The sequence below is a fragment of the Rhizobium lentis genome, assembly GCF_014200175.1.
In the GTDB taxonomy this organism is placed as follows: domain Bacteria; phylum Pseudomonadota; class Alphaproteobacteria; order Rhizobiales; family Rhizobiaceae; genus Rhizobium; species Rhizobium mulingense.
The window spans coordinates 27690-42139 of sequence record NZ_JACHBD010000003.1 but is presented as its reverse complement, the minus strand read 5'-3'; the positions used below and the strand labels follow the sequence as shown (position 1 = coordinate 42139).

Below are 14450 nucleotides of genomic sequence, written 5' to 3'. Positions count from 1 at the left end.
TCTGGCAGGCCCTGCAGGCGGGCGCTGTGCTCGCCCCTGCGGTTTCGCCGCCGGCCGCTCCGGTCAGTTGAACCGGATGATCGCGACCTCGCCGTCGACCGCGCCCTGATAGGCCGAGGCATGCGGCTCTTCGGCCGGAACTTCGGTGAGCATGCCAATCTGGTCGAGATCGGCCTCGATGAAACCTTCCTCGGCAAGGGCATTCAAGGCTTCGCGCACGGCTGTATCGTCGTCGGGCGCCTTCAGCATGATGTGCAGGTCGATGCCGTCGCTGGAGTCAGACTCATAGCCTTTGCCGATGATGATGAAGATCATCGGCCCGTCGAAATTGTTGTCGTTATCCGGTGTCGTAATCATCGCCTGTCCTTCGGCTTTAGTGTCGATTCGATCGCTCGAATCCTGCTATGAGGGCTTAACGCCGCAATTGCTGATTCCTTAACTGCTTTTGCTGCGATGCCCAAGTTTTTATCTTGGCGCATGGCCGGGAATTCGTCTAGGAGGACGAAAACAGGGCGTCTGGCCCGCATATCAAGGCGATGCGGCGAGTTTATTTCTTAACCGGCCTTGACGGGAGGGGTGGAAACCAGTAGTACCCCGCCCATCAGATCCCATGTGAGGCTTGGCTGTTCGGGGCGACGCGCCCTGAAGTTCACCTCAAACAAGGTTCTAAACGCACGTTGAAGTCATGATGCTGCACGCATGACGCATAATTTCATGCGTCCTCTGCTCCTTGTGGTCCATCTGCGGAAGCGGATCGGGCCATATTTTGCGCATTGAACCGAAAGCATGCGTCATTGCCGGAGACGGCGCGAGTTCAAGCCCGCAAGGGTACCGAGATAAACGTAAGGGATGGTTGAATGCCTACCGTAAACCAGCTGATCCGCAAGCCTCGCCAGGCGAACGTAAAGCGTAATAAGGTTCCCGCTCTCCAGGAGAACCCGCAGAAGCGCGGCGTTTGCACGCGCGTCTACACGACGACGCCGAAGAAGCCGAACTCGGCTCTGCGTAAGGTCGCCAAGATCCGCCTGACCAACGGCTTCGAAGTCATTGGTTACATCCCCGGTGAAGGTCACAACCTTCAGGAACACTCCGTCGTGATGATCCGCGGCGGCCGCGTCAAGGACCTTCCGGGTGTCCGTTATCACATCATCCGCGGCGTCCTCGATACCCAGGGTGTCAAGAACCGCAAGCAGCGCCGCTCCAAGTATGGCGCGAAGCGTCCGAAGTAATTCGGTTTTGAATAATCCGGCGCTGCGCGAGGTCCTCCGCGTGATGAAGCGCCTTAACGGTTGAAGAGACGAAAAGTATGTCCAGACGTCATAAAGCAGAAAAGCGCGAGATCAATCCGGATCCGAAGTTCGGCGATCTCGTTGTCACCAAGTTCATGAATGCCATCATGCTCGATGGCAAGAAGTCCGTTGCTGAAAACATCGTCTATGGTGCGTTCGACGCCGTTCAGGGCAAGTCCAAGCAGGAGCCGCTTTCGGTTTTCCATTCTGCGCTCGACAACATTGCCCCGCACGTTGAAGTCCGCTCGCGCCGCGTCGGTGGTGCGACCTATCAGGTTCCGGTCGACGTTCGTCCGGAGCGCCGCCAGGCCCTCGCCATTCGCTGGCTGATCGCCGCTGCCCGCAAGCGCAACGAAACGACCATGATCGATCGTCTTTCCGGCGAACTGCTCGATGCGTCCAACAACCGCGGCTCCGCCGTCAAGAAGCGCGAAGATACGCACAAGATGGCTGACGCCAACCGCGCGTTCTCGCACTATCGCTGGTAATTCCGAACGGTATCGAAAGGCAGTCCACAATGGCTCGCGAATATAAGATCGAAGACTACCGCAATTTCGGTATCATGGCGCATATCGACGCCGGCAAGACTACGACCACCGAGCGTATCCTTTACTACACCGGCAAGTCGCACAAGATCGGCGAGGTCCACGACGGTGCAGCCACCATGGACTGGATGGAGCAGGAGCAGGAGCGCGGCATCACGATCACGTCTGCTGCCACCACGACCTTCTGGAAGGGGCGTGACGGCAAGATGCGCCGCTTCAACATCATCGACACTCCCGGCCACGTCGACTTCACCATCGAAGTCGAGCGTTCGCTGCGCGTTCTCGACGGTGCGATCGCTCTTCTCGATGCCAACGCCGGCGTAGAGCCGCAGACGGAAACCGTCTGGCGTCAGGCTGAGAAGTACAACGTTCCGCGCATGATCTTCTGCAACAAGATGGACAAGACCGGCGCTGACTTCTACCGCTCGGTCGAGATGATCAAGACCCGTCTCGGTGCGACCGCTGTCGTCATGCAGCTGCCGATCGGCGCCGAAAGCGATTTCAAGGGCGTTGTCGACCTCGTCGAGATGAACGCTCTGATCTGGCGCGATGAATCGCTCGGCGCCCAGTGGGACGTCGTCGAAATCCCGGAAGACCTGAAGGCCAAGGCTGAAGAATATCGCGAAAAGCTGATCGAGACGGTTGTCGAGATCGACGAAGCTGCGATGGAAGCCTACCTCGAAGGCAACATGCCCGACAACGACAAGATCCGCGAGCTCGTTCGCCGCGGCACGATCGACGTCAAGTTCCATCCGATGTTCTGCGGCACCGCCTTCAAGAACAAGGGCGTTCAGCCGCTGCTCGACGCCGTTGTCGACTATCTGCCGTCGCCGCTCGACATTCCGGCGATCAAGGGCATCGACTTCAAGACCGAAGCCGACATCGAGCGTCACGCAGACGACGCCGAGCCGCTTTCGATGCTGGCGTTCAAGATCATGAACGACCCCTTCGTCGGTTCGCTCACCTTCGCACGCATCTATTCCGGCAAGCTCGAAAAGGGCTCCTCGGTTCTGAACACGGTTAAGGACAAGCGCGAGCGCGTCGGCCGTATGCTGCAGATGCACTCCAACTCGCGTGAAGACATCGAAGAAGCCTTTGCAGGCGACATCGTTGCACTCGCCGGCCTGAAGGAAACCACCACTGGCGATACGCTCTGCGATCCGCTGAAGCCGGTTATCCTCGAGCGCATGGAATTCCCCGAGCCGGTCATCCAGATCGCCATCGAGCCGAAGTCCAAGGGCGACCAGGAAAAGATGGGCCTCGCGCTCAACCGCTTGGCTGCCGAAGATCCGTCCTTCCGCGTGAAGACGGATCAGGAATCCGGTCAGACGATCATTGCCGGCATGGGCGAACTGCACCTCGACATTATCGTCGACCGCATGCGCCGCGAGTTCAAGGTTGAAGCAAACGTGGGCGCGCCGCAGGTTGCTTACCGCGAAACCATCACGCGCCAGACCGAAGAAGACTACACGCACAAGAAGCAGACCGGTGGTACCGGCCAGTTTGCGCGCGTCAAGATCATCTTCGAACCGAACCCGGAAGGCGAAGATTTCAAGTTCGAGTCCAAGATCGTCGGTGGCTCTGTTCCGAAGGAATACATCCCGGGCGTTCAAAAGGGCATCGAAAGCGTTCTGTCTTCGGGTCCGCTCGCTGGCTTCCCGATGCTCGGCGTCAAGGCGACGCTCATCGACGGTGCCTTCCACGACGTCGACTCGTCGGTTCTGGCGTTCGAAATCGCATCCCGCGCCTGCTTCCGTGAAGCAGCCAAGAAGGCCGGCGCTCAGCTCCTCGAGCCGATGATGAAGGTCGAAGTCGTCACCCCGGAAGATTACGTTGGCGACGTTATCGGCGACCTTAACTCCCGCCGTGGCCAGATCCAGGGTCAGGAAAGCCGTGGCATCGCGGTCGTCATCAGCGCCAACGTTCCGCTGGCGAACATGTTCAAGTACGTCGATAACCTGCGCTCCATGTCGCAGGGCCGTGCTCAGTACACGATGACCTTCGATCACTATGCGCCGGTCCCGTCGAACGTCGCAACTGAAATCCAGGCAAAGTATTCCGGTCAGAAGTGACCTGAATACCAATTGACCGATAACAAGAATTAGATCCCCTCGGGACTAGCAAAACGGAGAGCCGAAAATGGCAAAGAGTAAGTTTGAGCGCAATAAGCCGCACGTCAACATTGGCACGATCGGCCACGTTGACCACGGCAAGACGTCTCTGACGGCAGCGATCACGAAGTACTTCGGTGAGTTCAAGGCGTACGACCAGATCGACGCGGCTCCGGAAGAGAAGGCGCGCGGCATCACCATCTCGACGGCACACGTCGAATATGAGACGCCGAACCGCCACTACGCGCACGTCGACTGCCCCGGCCATGCCGACTACGTGAAGAACATGATCACCGGTGCTGCCCAGATGGACGGCGCGATCCTGGTGTGCTCGGCTGCTGACGGCCCGATGCCGCAGACGCGCGAACACATCCTGCTGGCCCGCCAGGTCGGCGTTCCGGCGATCGTCGTGTTCCTGAACAAGGTCGACCAGGTTGATGACGCCGAGCTGCTCGAACTGGTTGAGCTCGAAGTTCGCGAACTGCTGTCGTCCTACGACTTCCCGGGCGACGACATTCCTGTTGTCAAGGGTTCGGCGCTTGCCGCTCTTGAAGATAGCGACAAGAAGATCGGCGAAGACGCGATCCGCGAGCTGATGGCAGCGGTCGACTCCTACATCCCGACGCCCGAGCGTCCGATCGACCAGCCGTTCCTGATGCCGATTGAAGACGTGTTCTCGATCTCGGGCCGCGGCACGGTCGTGACCGGCCGCGTCGAGCGTGGCATTGTCAAGGTTGGCGAAGAAGTCGAGATCGTCGGCATCCGTCCGACCTCGAAGACGACGGTGACCGGCGTTGAAATGTTCCGCAAGCTGCTCGACCAGGGCCAGGCCGGCGACAACATCGGCGCACTGGTTCGCGGTGTGAACCGTGACGGCGTCGAGCGTGGCCAGATCCTGTGCAAGCCGGGTTCGGTCAAGCCGCACAAGAAGTTCATGGCTGAAGCCTACATCCTGACGAAGGAAGAGGGCGGCCGTCATACGCCGTTCTTCACCAACTACCGTCCGCAGTTCTACTTCCGCACGACCGACGTGACCGGCATCGTCACGCTGCCGGAAGGCACGGAAATGGTCATGCCGGGCGACAATGTCACGGTTGCCGTCGAGCTGATCGTTCCGATCGCGATGGAAGAAAAGCTGCGCTTCGCCATCCGCGAAGGCGGCCGCACCGTCGGCGCCGGTATCGTCGCCTCGATCGTCGAGTAATTCCTTCGGCCGCTCCGGCGGAGTGGCCGATTCGATGACATTATTATGAAGCAGGCGGCGCAAGCCGCTTGCTTATTACACAGAAATATCGCAAATGGCGCGCGAGCGCGATTTGCGTACTGCTTCGGATGACGAAGCGGCGACTAAACAACCAATTAAGGTGGGCTAGAGGCCCTGAAGACTGGATAGGGTTCCGCTTCGGCACCCTCTCGATCTTTGAAACCGGTGGTCCGCCTTAGGAAGAAAGAACAACCCGTGTCTTGCCCAGAGACATGTGGGAAACAAACACAAGGATAACGTCGAATGAACGGCCAAAATATCCGCATTCGCCTGAAGGCGTTCGATCACCGGATTCTCGATGCTTCTACGCGCGAGATCGTGTCGACGGCGAAGCGCACCGGTGCAAGCGTCCGGGGCCCCGTTCCGCTTCCGACCCGCATCGAGAAGTTTACGGTCAACCGGTCCCCGCACATCGACAAGAAGAGCCGCGAACAGTTCGAGATGCGCACGCACAAGCGCCTTCTCGACATCGTAGACCCGACCCCGCAGACGGTGGACGCGCTGATGAAGCTCGATCTCGCCGCCGGTGTCGATGTTGAGATCAAGCTCTGAGCTTGCTCGAGCTGAGTTGGAAGGATTGAACCGATGCGTTCAGGTGTGATTGCACAGAAGGTGGGAATGACCCGCGTCTACAACGACGCCGGCGAGCATGTCCCGGTAACGGTACTGCGTATGGACGGCTGCCAGGTCGTTGCCACGCGCACTGTCGAAAAGAATGGCTATACCGCAGTTCAGCTTGGCGCAGGCCAGGCGAAGGTGAAGAACACGTCGAAGGCGATGCGCGGCAACTTTGCCGTCGCCAACGTCGAGCCGAAGGCCAAGCTCGCAGAATTCCGCGTCTCGGAAGACAATCTGCTCGAGATCGGCACGGAGCTCAAGGCAGGTCACTTTGCCGCCGGTCAGCTCGTCGACGTAACGGGCACGACGATCGGTAAGGGTTTTGCCGGCGCCATGAAGCGCCACGGATTCGGCGGTCTGCGTGCCACGCACGGTGTGTCGGTCTCGCACCGGTCGCACGGTTCGACCGGCTCGCGCCAGGATCCGGGCAAGGTTTTCAAGAACAAGAAGATGGCTGGTCACATGGGCCAGACGCGCGTCACGACGCAGAACCTGGAAGTGGTTTCGACCGACGAAGATCGTGGTCTGATCCTGATCAAGGGTGCTGTTCCCGGTTCCAAGGGTGCCTGGATCATCGTGCGCGACGCCGTCAAGTCGGCCGCGAAGTAAGGGAGCCAGATCAATGGAATTGAACGTCAAGACCCTCGAGGGAAAAGACGCCGGGAAGGTTTCCCTTTCGGACGAAATTTTCGGCCTCGAGCCCCGCGAAGACATTCTCGCCCGCGTCATCCGCTGGCAGCTTGCCAAGAAGCAGCAGGGCACGCACAAGGCAAAAGGCCGCGCTGAAGTTTCGCGAACCGGCGCCAAGATGTACAAGCAGAAGGGTACGGGCCGCGCCCGTCACCATTCGGCTCGCGCTCCGCAGTTCCGCGGCGGCGGCAAGGCCCACGGCCCTGTAGTCCGCAGCCACGAGCACGACCTTCCGAAGAAGGTTCGCGCGCTTGGCCTTCGCCACGCCCTTTCGGCCAAGATCAAGGCCGATGACGTCATCGTCATCGATAACCTGGTCGCCGCCGAAGCCAAGACCAAGGCTCTCGCGTCCGTATTCGAGACGCTCGGCCTGACCAACGCCCTCTTCATCGGCGGCGCAGAGCTTGACGGCAACTTCAAGCTTGCAGCTCAGAACATCCCGAACATCGATGTTCTGCCGATCCAGGGCATCAATGTTTACGACATCGTGCGCCGCGGCAAGCTCGTGCTTTCCAAGGCTGCGGTTGAAGCGCTAGAGGAGCGATTCAAGTGACCGATCTCCGCCACTACGATGTGATCGTCTCCCCGGCGATCACCGAAAAGTCCACGCTGGTCTCCGAGAACAACCAGGTTGTTTTCAATGTCGCCAAGCAGGCGACGAAGCCGGAAATCAAGGCTGCGGTCGAGGCGCTGTTCGGCGTCAAGGTCACGGCCGTCAACACTCTGCTGCGCAAAGGCAAGACCAAGCGGTTCCGCGGTTTTGTCGGCAAGCAGAAGGACGTGAAGAAGGCTGTCGTGACGCTGGCTGAAGGCCAGACGATCGACGTCTCCACCGGTCTCTGAGGAATAAGAAAATGGCATTGAAAACATTCAATCCGACGACCCCGAGCCAGCGCCAGCTGGTCATCGTGGACCGCTCCTCGCTCTACAAGGGCAAGCCGGTCAAGGCGCTGACGGAAGGTCTGAGCAAGAGCGGCGGTCGTAACAACCTCGGCCGCATCACTGCCCGCTTCATCGGCGGCGGTCACAAGCGCAGCTACCGTCTGGTCGACTTCAAGCGTCGCAAGTTCGATGTCGAAGGCACGGTCGAGCGTATCGAATACGACCCGAACCGCACGGCTTTCATCGCGCTGGTCAGCTATGCCGACGGCGAACAGGCCTACATCATCGCCCCGCAGCGTCTTGCTGCCGGCGACAAGGTCATCGCTTCGGAAAAGGCTGTCGACGTCAAGCCCGGCAACACCATGCCGCTGCAGTACATTCCGGTCGGCTCCATCATCCACAACGTGGAAATGAAGCCGGGGAAGGGCGGTCAGATCGCCCGTTCCGCCGGTTCCTACGCGCAGCTCGTCGGCCGTGACCAGGGCATGGCGATCCTTCGCCTGAACTCCGGTGAACAGCGTCTGGTCAGCGGCATCTGCCTCGCTTCGATCGGTGCCGTGTCGAACCCGGACCACGCCAACATCAACGACGGCAAGGCCGGTCGTACCGTTTGGCGCGGCAAGCGTCCGCATAACCGCGGTGTTGTCATGAACCCGGTCGACCATCCGCACGGCGGCGGTGAAGGCCGCACCTCCGGTGGTCGCCATCCGGTGACACCATGGGGCAAGCCGACCAAGGGCAAGCGCACCCGGTCGAACAAGTCGACCGACAAGATGATCATGCGCTCGCGTCATCAGCGTAAGAAGTAAGAGAGGAAGTCTCCAATGGCTCGTTCAGTATGGAAAGGTCCGTTCGTTGACGGCTATCTTCTCAAGAAGGCTGAGAAGGTTCGTGAAGGCGGACGTGCAGAAGTGATCAAGATCTGGAGCCGTCGCTCCACGATCCTGCCGCAGTTCGTCGGTCTTACCTTCGGCGTCTACAACGGCAGCAAGCATATCCCGGTCAGCGTCAATGAAGACATGGTCGGCCACAAATTCGGTGAATTCTCTCCGACCCGCACCTACTACGGTCACGGCGCGGACAAGAAGGCGAAGAGGAAGTAACAATGGGCAAGGCAAAAGCCGAACGCCGGCTGAAGGACAACGAGGCGCAAGCAGTCGCCCGCACGCTCCGCGTCAGCCCCCAGAAGCTCAACCTGGTTGCTGCGGCCATCCGCGGCAAGAAGGTCGAGCGTGCACTCGCTGAGCTGGAGTTCTCCCGCAAGCGCATCGCGGGCGCCGTCAAGAAGACGCTCGAATCCGCGATCGCCAACGCCGAGAACAACCACGATCTCGACGTCGACGCTCTCGTCGTCGCCGAGGCCTATGTCGGCAAGTCGATCGTCATGAAGCGCTTCCACGCTCGTGGCCGCGGTCGTGCGTCGCGCATCGAAAAGCCCTTCGCGCACCTGACGATCGTCGTTCGTGAAGTGCAGGCAGCAGAGGAGGCCGCATAATGGGTCAGAAAATTAATCCGATCGGTTTCCGTCTCGGCATCAACCGTACCTGGGATAGCCGCTGGTTCGCGGACAATGCCGAGTACGGCCAGCTGCTGCACGAAGATCTGAAAATGCGCAAGTTCGTCATGAGCGAACTGAAGCAGGCCGGGATCTCTAAGGTGGTCATCGAGCGTCCGCACAAGAAGTGCCGCGTCACGATCCACTCGGCCCGTCCGGGCCTGATCATCGGCCGCAAGGGCGCCGATATCGACAAGCTCCGCAAGAAGCTGTCCGATATGACCAACTCGGAAACGCACCTCAACATCGTCGAAGTGCGCAAGCCCGAAATCGACGCAACGCTGGTCGCTCAGTCGATCGCCCAGCAGCTTGAGCGCCGCGTGGCTTTCCGCCGCGCCATGAAGCGCGCCGTTCAGTCCGCGATGCGTCTTGGCGCCGAAGGCATCAAGATCACCTGCGCTGGCCGTCTCGGCGGTGCGGAAATCGCCCGTACGGAATGGTACCGTGAAGGTCGTGTGCCGCTGCACACGCTGCGCGCCGACATCGACTACGGCACGGCAGAAGCAGAAACCGCATTCGGTATCTGCGGCATCAAGGTCTGGATCTTCAAGGGCGAAATCCTTGAGCACGATCCGATGGCTTCCGAACGTCGCGCGCTGGAAGGCGACGCACAGGGTCCGGCAAGCCGCGAACGCGACCGTGGCGATCGTCGCCGCGAACGCGACAACGCGTAATTAGCGCTGGCGAAAGATAAGCTCGGAGAAGTAAGAAAATGTTGCAGCCAAAGCGTACTAAGTACCGCAAGCAGTTCAAGGGCCGCATCAAGGGCGTCGCCAAGGGCGGTTCTGACCTGGCCTTCGGCGAATTCGGCCTGAAGGCTCAGGAGCCCAACCGCGTCAACGCACGCGAGATCGAGGCGGCCCGCCGCGCGATCACGCGTTACATGAAGCGCGCCGGCCGTGTATGGATCCGCGTGTTCCCGGACGTTCCGGTAACCGCAAAGCCGACCGAAGTCCGCATGGGTAAGGGTAAGGGCTCCGTTGAGTACTGGGCATGCAAGGTCAAGCCCGGTCGTATGATGTTCGAGATCGACGGCGTCAGCGAAGAGATCGCCCGTGAGGCGCTTCGTCTCGGCTCTGCCAAGCTCTCGGTCAAGACGCGCTTCGTACAGCGCATTGCAGAGTAAGGATTGAGCTCATGAAAGCCTCAGATGTTCGCGCGTTGACCGCCGACCAACTCAAGGACGAGCTTGCCAAGCTGAAGAAGGAGCAGTTCAACCTGCGCTTCCAGAAGGCGACCGGCCAGCTCGAAAAGTCCTCGCGCATCAACGAAGTCCGCAAGGACATCGCCCGCGTCAAAACCATTGCCCGCCAGAAGGCGGCAGAAGTTAAGGCCTAAAGGAAGAAAAATATGCCGAAGCGCATCCTGCAGGGCGTCGTCGTTGGCGACAAGAACGAGAAGACGGTAGTGGTTCGCGTCGAGCGTCGTTTCGCTCACCCGCTGCTCCAGAAGACCGTTCGTCGTTCCAAGAAGTACAAGGCCCACGACGAAAACAACCAGTACAAGATCGGCGATACCGTATCCATCGAGGAATGCGCGCCGATCTCCAAGGACAAGCGTTGGACGGTGATCGCCGCCCAGGGCAAGTAAACAGAATTTTGCGCGAGGCCTTGCGTCTCGCCGAAATATCTGTATGAAGCAGCGTCAGAACGCTCGAATGCCGGGCGTTCTTTTGCTTTGAGCGCACGGAAGGTCCCGTTCGGGAAACCACCCTGGCACGATCGACCCCGCGCTATTCAGCTATTGCCGCGTTCCTACTTGCCTTACGGCAGGTTGGCCGGCGAACATTTTCATAAGCCGGAGTAGGGGGCCCAGGCCCAACCATTCCGGTAAACCAAGAAGGCGACCTGATATGATTCAGATGCAAACAAACCTCGACGTCGCGGATAATTCCGGCGCACGTCGTGTCATGTGCATCAAGGTGCTGGGCGGCTCGAAGCGCAAGTATGCCTCGATCGGCGACGTCATCGTCGTTTCGATCAAGGAAGCGATCCCGCGCGGCCGCGTGAAGAAGGGTGACGTGATGAAGGCGGTTGTCGTTCGCACCGCCAAGGACATCCGTCGTCCGGATGGCTCGGTCATCCGCTTCGACACCAACGCAGCAGTCCTCATCGACAACAAGAAAGAGCCGATCGGCACCCGTATCTTCGGACCGGTTCCGCGCGAACTTCGCGCCAAGAACCACATGAAGATCATCTCGCTGGCTCCCGAAGTACTGTAAGGAGCGGAAGCGATGCAGAAGATTCGTAAAGGCGACAAGGTCGTCATGCTCGCTGGCAAGGACAAGGGCCGCACCGGCGAGGTCGTTCAGGTCATGCCGAAGGAAGATCGTGCGGTCGTTCGTGGCGTCAACGTCGTAAAGCGCCACCAGCGCCAGACGCAGACCCAGGAAGCCGGCATCATCAACAAGGAAGCCCCGGTTCACCTGTCCAACATTGCAATCGTCGACAAGGACGGCAAGCCGACCCGCGTCGGTTTCAAGGTCGTTGACGGCAAGAAGGTCCGCGTGGCCAAGCGTTCTGGAGAAGTGATCGATGGCTGAGGCAAAGTACGAGCCGCGGCTCAAGAAGGAATATGTCGAGCGCATCCGCAAGGCGATGCAGGAGAAGTTCTCCTACGCCAACGAGATGATGATTCCGAAGCTCGACAAGATCGTAATCAACATGGGCGTCGGTGAAGCGACCGCTGACTCGAAGAAGCCGACGGTTGCTGCCGCCGACCTCGCAGCGATCGCCGGTCAGAAGCCGGTCATCACCCGCGCACGCAACTCTATCGCAGGCTTCAAGGTCCGCGAAAACATGCCGATTGGCGCGAAGGTCACCCTGCGCGGCACCCGCATGTACGAGTTCCTGGATCGTCTGGTCAACATCGCGCTCCCGCGCGTTCGCGACTTCCGCGGCCTGAACCCGAAGAGCTTTGACGGCCGTGGCAACTTCGCCATGGGCATCAAGGAACACATTGTGTTCCCTGAGATCAACTACGACAAGGTTGATCAGATGTGGGGCATGGACATCATCGTTTGCACGACGGCGACGACCGACGACGAAGCACGGACTCTCCTGAAGGAGTTCAGCTTCCCGTTCCGTCAATAACCGTAACGACGAGCGTAGAAAAGGAACCTGACATGGCGAAGACAAGCGCAGTTGAAAAGAACAAGCGCCGCCGTACTACGGTCGCCAACCAGGCCGCTAAGCGGGCTGCGTTGAAGGCGATCATCATGAACCAGGCTCTTCCGATCGAAGAGCGGTTCAAGGCCTCGATCAAGCTGGCATCCCTGCCGCGTGATGGATCGAAGACCCGCATTCGCAACCGTTGCGAAGTGTCGGGGCGTCCGCGCGCATATTACCGCAAACTGCGCATGTCGCGTATTGCGCTGCGTGAACTCGGCAATCTCGGCAAGGTGCCGGGCATCGTCAAGTCGAGCTGGTAAGGAGCAGGTTAGATGACAATGACTGATCCGTTGGGCGATATGCTCACCCGTATCCGCAACGGCGCTTCCCGCCGCAAGTCGTCGGTCTCGACGCCTGCGTCCAAGCTCCGTGCGCGTGTTCTCGATGTCCTGCAGTCCGAAGGCTACATCCGTGGCTATTCTGTTGTCGATTTCGGCAATGGCAAGTCGGAGCTCAACATCGAGCTGAAGTACTATGAAGGCGCATCGGTGATCCGCGAGATCGGCCGTGTGTCCAAGCCGGGCCGCCGGGTTTATGTCTCGGTCAAGTCCATTCCGCAGGTCGCGAACGGCCTCGGAATCACCATCCTTTCGACTCCGAAGGGTGTGATGGCCGATCACCAGGCTCGCGAACAGAACGTTGGTGGCGAGGTTCTTTGCTCGGTCTTCTAAGACAGGGCAGGGATCTCCATAGCGAACAGACAGGATTGAAACATGTCTCGTATCGGTAAAAAGCCCGTTCAGGTGCCTGCTGGAATCACGGCTACGGTCGATGGCCAGAAGGTCACTGCAAAGGGCCCGAAGGGCGAGCTGTTCTTCGTCGCGAATGACGAAATCAGCCTCAAGCTCGAAAACAACGCGGTCGTCGTGACGCCGCTGAACCAGTCCAAGAATGCCCGCTCAAAGTGGGGCATGTCCCGCACGATGATCGAAGGCATCTTCAAGGGCGTCAAGGAAGGTTTCGAGCGCAAGCTTGAAATCAACGGCGTCGGTTACCGCGCCGCCATGCAGGGCAAGAACCTGCAACTGGCCCTCGGTTTCAGCCACGACGTGGTCTACGAACCGCCGGTCGGTATCTCGATCGCTGTGCCGAAGCCGACGGAGATCGTCGTCAGCGGCATCAACAAGCAGCAGGTCGGCCAGGTTGCCGCCGAAATCCGCGAATACCGCGGTCCCGAGCCCTACAAGGGCAAGGGCGTCAAGTATGCCGACGAGCGGATCGTCCGCAAAGAAGGCAAGAAGAAGTAAGGATCACGCGAAATGGCTAGCAGGAAAGAAGCACTTGCACGTCGTGCCAACCGCGTGCGCCGTCATATCAAGTCGGTGGCCAACGGCCGTCCGCGCCTGTCGGTTCATCGCTCCTCGAAGAACATCTATGCCCAGATCATCGATGATGTGGCCGGCAAGACGCTTGCGTCCGCCTCCACGCTCGACAAGGATCTGCGCGGTTCTCTGAAGACCGGTGCCGATACCGCCGCCGCTGCTGCAGTGGGCAAGCTCGTCGCCGAGCGCGCCTCCAAGGCCGGCGTGTCGGAAGTCGTGTTCGACCGTGGCGCCTTCATCTATCACGGCCGCATCAAGGCTCTCGCCGAAGCGGCCCGCGAAGGCGGTCTCACCTTCTGATCAGTTTCCGGCCGGACGCTTTTGCGCCGGCCGGATTTTCGCCGGATCGCCAGGCACCCCTCAAGAAAGGGGAGGCTGATGCGGTCCTCATTTGTTTGCCGATTGCACCCGGAAAAGAAAAAGGAAGAGGACAATGGCACAGGAAAGAAGGCCGCAGCGGGAAGACCGCCAGAGCCGTGAAGAGCGCGATAGCGAATTCGTCGACAAGCTTGTCGCGATCAACCGCGTCGCCAAGGTCGTCAAGGGCGGCCGTCGTTTTGGTTTCGCAGCACTCGTCGTCGTCGGCGACCAGAAGGGCCGCGTCGGCTTCGGCCATGGCAAGGCGCGCGAAGTGCCGGAAGCCATCCGCAAGGCCACCGAAGCCGCCAAGCGCGAGCTGATCTTCGTACCGCTGCGTGACGGCCGTACGCTGCATCACGACGTTCATGGCCGCCACGGCGCCGGCAAGGTTCTGCTGCGCTCGGCCAAGGTCGGTACCGGCATCATCGCCGGCGGTCCGATGCGCGCCGTTTTCGAAACGCTCGGCATGCACGACGTCGTCGCCAAGTCGACCGGTTCGTCGAACCCCTACAACATGGTTCGCGCCACCTTCGACGCTCTGAAGCACCAGGTTCACCCGAAGGACATCGCAGCTCAGCGCGGCATCAAGTATGCAACGCTGCAGGCTCGTCGTAGCGCCTCCGGCAACGCCTCTGAAGAATAAG

General features: G+C 59.9%; 24 protein-coding genes. 23 read left to right on the top strand and 1 reads right to left on the bottom strand.

Going from position 1 to position 14450, the window contains the following annotated elements:
* Positions 1-63: 63 nt before the first annotated feature.
* The gene (locus GGI60_RS08380; protein WP_183914754.1) at positions 64-357 is read right to left on the bottom strand and encodes a transcriptional regulator; all 294 of its coding nucleotides are present in this window, start codon (positions 355-357) and stop codon (positions 64-66) included.
* Between the two features lie 500 nt (positions 358-857).
* Here GGI60_RS08380 and rpsL point away from each other — a divergent pair, with 500 nt between their 5' ends.
* From rpsL to rpsE, 23 genes are all read left to right on the top strand, one after another.
* A complete protein-coding gene (rpsL, locus tag GGI60_RS08375; protein WP_003547537.1) occupies positions 858-1229 on the top strand; it encodes a 30S ribosomal protein S12 in 372 nt (123 codons plus the stop codon).
* Positions 1230-1306: 77 nt separating this feature from the next.
* Complete coding sequence (gene rpsG / locus GGI60_RS08370; protein ID WP_004669085.1) at positions 1307-1777, top strand: 30S ribosomal protein S7; 471 nt, start codon at positions 1307-1309, stop codon at positions 1775-1777.
* 29 nt (positions 1778-1806) lie between these two features.
* Positions 1807-3906, top strand: a complete 2100-nt coding sequence (gene fusA, locus GGI60_RS08365) for an elongation factor G (protein WP_064682261.1) — start codon at positions 1807-1809, stop codon at positions 3904-3906.
* Positions 3907-3973: 67 nt separating this feature from the next.
* Positions 3974-5149 carry an elongation factor Tu gene (tuf, locus tag GGI60_RS08360; RefSeq protein ID WP_004669088.1) on the top strand — a complete coding sequence of 392 codons (1176 nt, stop codon included), beginning with the start codon at positions 3974-3976 and terminating at the stop codon, positions 5147-5149.
* A 303-nt stretch (positions 5150-5452) separates the two neighbouring features.
* Positions 5453-5761 carry a 30S ribosomal protein S10 gene (rpsJ, locus tag GGI60_RS08355; RefSeq protein WP_003547547.1) on the top strand — a complete coding sequence of 103 codons (309 nt, stop codon included), beginning with the start codon at positions 5453-5455 and terminating at the stop codon, positions 5759-5761.
* A gap of 33 nt (positions 5762-5794) precedes the next feature.
* Entirely contained in the window at positions 5795-6436 is a 642-nt protein-coding gene (gene rplC, locus GGI60_RS08350) for a 50S ribosomal protein L3 (RefSeq protein ID WP_004674916.1), read from the top strand.
* Between the two features lie 13 nt (positions 6437-6449).
* Positions 6450-7070, top strand: coding sequence for a 50S ribosomal protein L4 (rplD, locus tag GGI60_RS08345; protein WP_010028977.1), 621 nt, complete (start codon positions 6450-6452; stop codon positions 7068-7070).
* Complete coding sequence (locus GGI60_RS08340) at positions 7067-7360, top strand: 50S ribosomal protein L23 (RefSeq protein WP_003547550.1); 294 nt, start codon at positions 7067-7069, stop codon at positions 7358-7360. The genes rplD and GGI60_RS08340 overlap by 4 nt, the downstream gene beginning before the upstream one ends.
* An 11-nt stretch (positions 7361-7371) precedes the next feature.
* Positions 7372-8208: a 50S ribosomal protein L2 gene (rplB, locus tag GGI60_RS08335; RefSeq protein ID WP_009986456.1), complete on the top strand. Its 837-nt coding sequence runs from the start codon at positions 7372-7374 to the stop codon at positions 8206-8208.
* A gap of 15 nt (positions 8209-8223) precedes the next feature.
* Complete coding sequence (rpsS, locus tag GGI60_RS08330; protein ID WP_003573797.1) at positions 8224-8502, top strand: 30S ribosomal protein S19; 279 nt, start codon at positions 8224-8226, stop codon at positions 8500-8502.
* 2 nt (positions 8503-8504) lie between these two features.
* Positions 8505-8894, top strand: a complete 390-nt coding sequence (rplV, locus tag GGI60_RS08325) for a 50S ribosomal protein L22 (RefSeq protein ID WP_004674922.1) — start codon at positions 8505-8507, stop codon at positions 8892-8894.
* The gene (gene rpsC / locus GGI60_RS08320) at positions 8894-9628 is read left to right on the top strand and encodes a 30S ribosomal protein S3 (RefSeq protein WP_112572305.1); all 735 of its coding nucleotides are present in this window, start codon (positions 8894-8896) and stop codon (positions 9626-9628) included. The genes rplV and rpsC overlap by 1 nt, the downstream gene beginning before the upstream one ends.
* Positions 9629-9666: 38 nt before the next feature.
* A complete protein-coding gene (gene rplP, locus GGI60_RS08315) occupies positions 9667-10080 on the top strand; it encodes a 50S ribosomal protein L16 (protein WP_003573792.1) in 414 nt (137 codons plus the stop codon).
* 11 nt (positions 10081-10091) lie between these two features.
* The gene (gene rpmC, locus GGI60_RS08310) at positions 10092-10292 is read left to right on the top strand and encodes a 50S ribosomal protein L29 (protein WP_004674925.1); all 201 of its coding nucleotides are present in this window, start codon (positions 10092-10094) and stop codon (positions 10290-10292) included.
* 12 nt (positions 10293-10304) lie between these two features.
* On the top strand, positions 10305-10544 hold the full coding sequence (gene rpsQ / locus GGI60_RS08305) for a 30S ribosomal protein S17 (protein WP_004674926.1): 240 nt from the start codon (positions 10305-10307) through the stop codon (positions 10542-10544).
* A gap of 262 nt (positions 10545-10806) precedes the next feature.
* Positions 10807-11175 carry a 50S ribosomal protein L14 gene (gene rplN, locus GGI60_RS08300; protein ID WP_003573790.1) on the top strand — a complete coding sequence of 123 codons (369 nt, stop codon included), beginning with the start codon at positions 10807-10809 and terminating at the stop codon, positions 11173-11175.
* A 12-nt stretch (positions 11176-11187) separates the two neighbouring features.
* Entirely contained in the window at positions 11188-11496 is a 309-nt protein-coding gene (gene rplX / locus GGI60_RS08295) for a 50S ribosomal protein L24 (RefSeq protein ID WP_004674929.1), read from the top strand.
* The gene (gene rplE / locus GGI60_RS08290) at positions 11489-12046 is read left to right on the top strand and encodes a 50S ribosomal protein L5 (protein ID WP_064682263.1); all 558 of its coding nucleotides are present in this window, start codon (positions 11489-11491) and stop codon (positions 12044-12046) included. The genes rplX and rplE overlap by 8 nt, the downstream gene beginning before the upstream one ends.
* A gap of 32 nt (positions 12047-12078) precedes the next feature.
* Positions 12079-12384, top strand: coding sequence for a 30S ribosomal protein S14 (rpsN, locus tag GGI60_RS08285; protein ID WP_003573787.1), 306 nt, complete (start codon positions 12079-12081; stop codon positions 12382-12384).
* 12 nt (positions 12385-12396) lie between these two features.
* On the top strand, positions 12397-12795 hold the full coding sequence (gene rpsH / locus GGI60_RS08280; protein WP_004674934.1) for a 30S ribosomal protein S8: 399 nt from the start codon (positions 12397-12399) through the stop codon (positions 12793-12795).
* Between the two features lie 42 nt (positions 12796-12837).
* Complete coding sequence (gene rplF / locus GGI60_RS08275) at positions 12838-13371, top strand: 50S ribosomal protein L6 (protein ID WP_183914752.1); 534 nt, start codon at positions 12838-12840, stop codon at positions 13369-13371.
* A 12-nt stretch (positions 13372-13383) separates the two neighbouring features.
* Positions 13384-13746 carry a 50S ribosomal protein L18 gene (gene rplR, locus GGI60_RS08270; RefSeq protein ID WP_064682265.1) on the top strand — a complete coding sequence of 121 codons (363 nt, stop codon included), beginning with the start codon at positions 13384-13386 and terminating at the stop codon, positions 13744-13746.
* 133 nt (positions 13747-13879) lie between these two features.
* On the top strand, positions 13880-14449 hold the full coding sequence (gene rpsE / locus GGI60_RS08265; protein WP_003573784.1) for a 30S ribosomal protein S5: 570 nt from the start codon (positions 13880-13882) through the stop codon (positions 14447-14449).
* Position 14450: the final 1 nt, after the last annotated feature.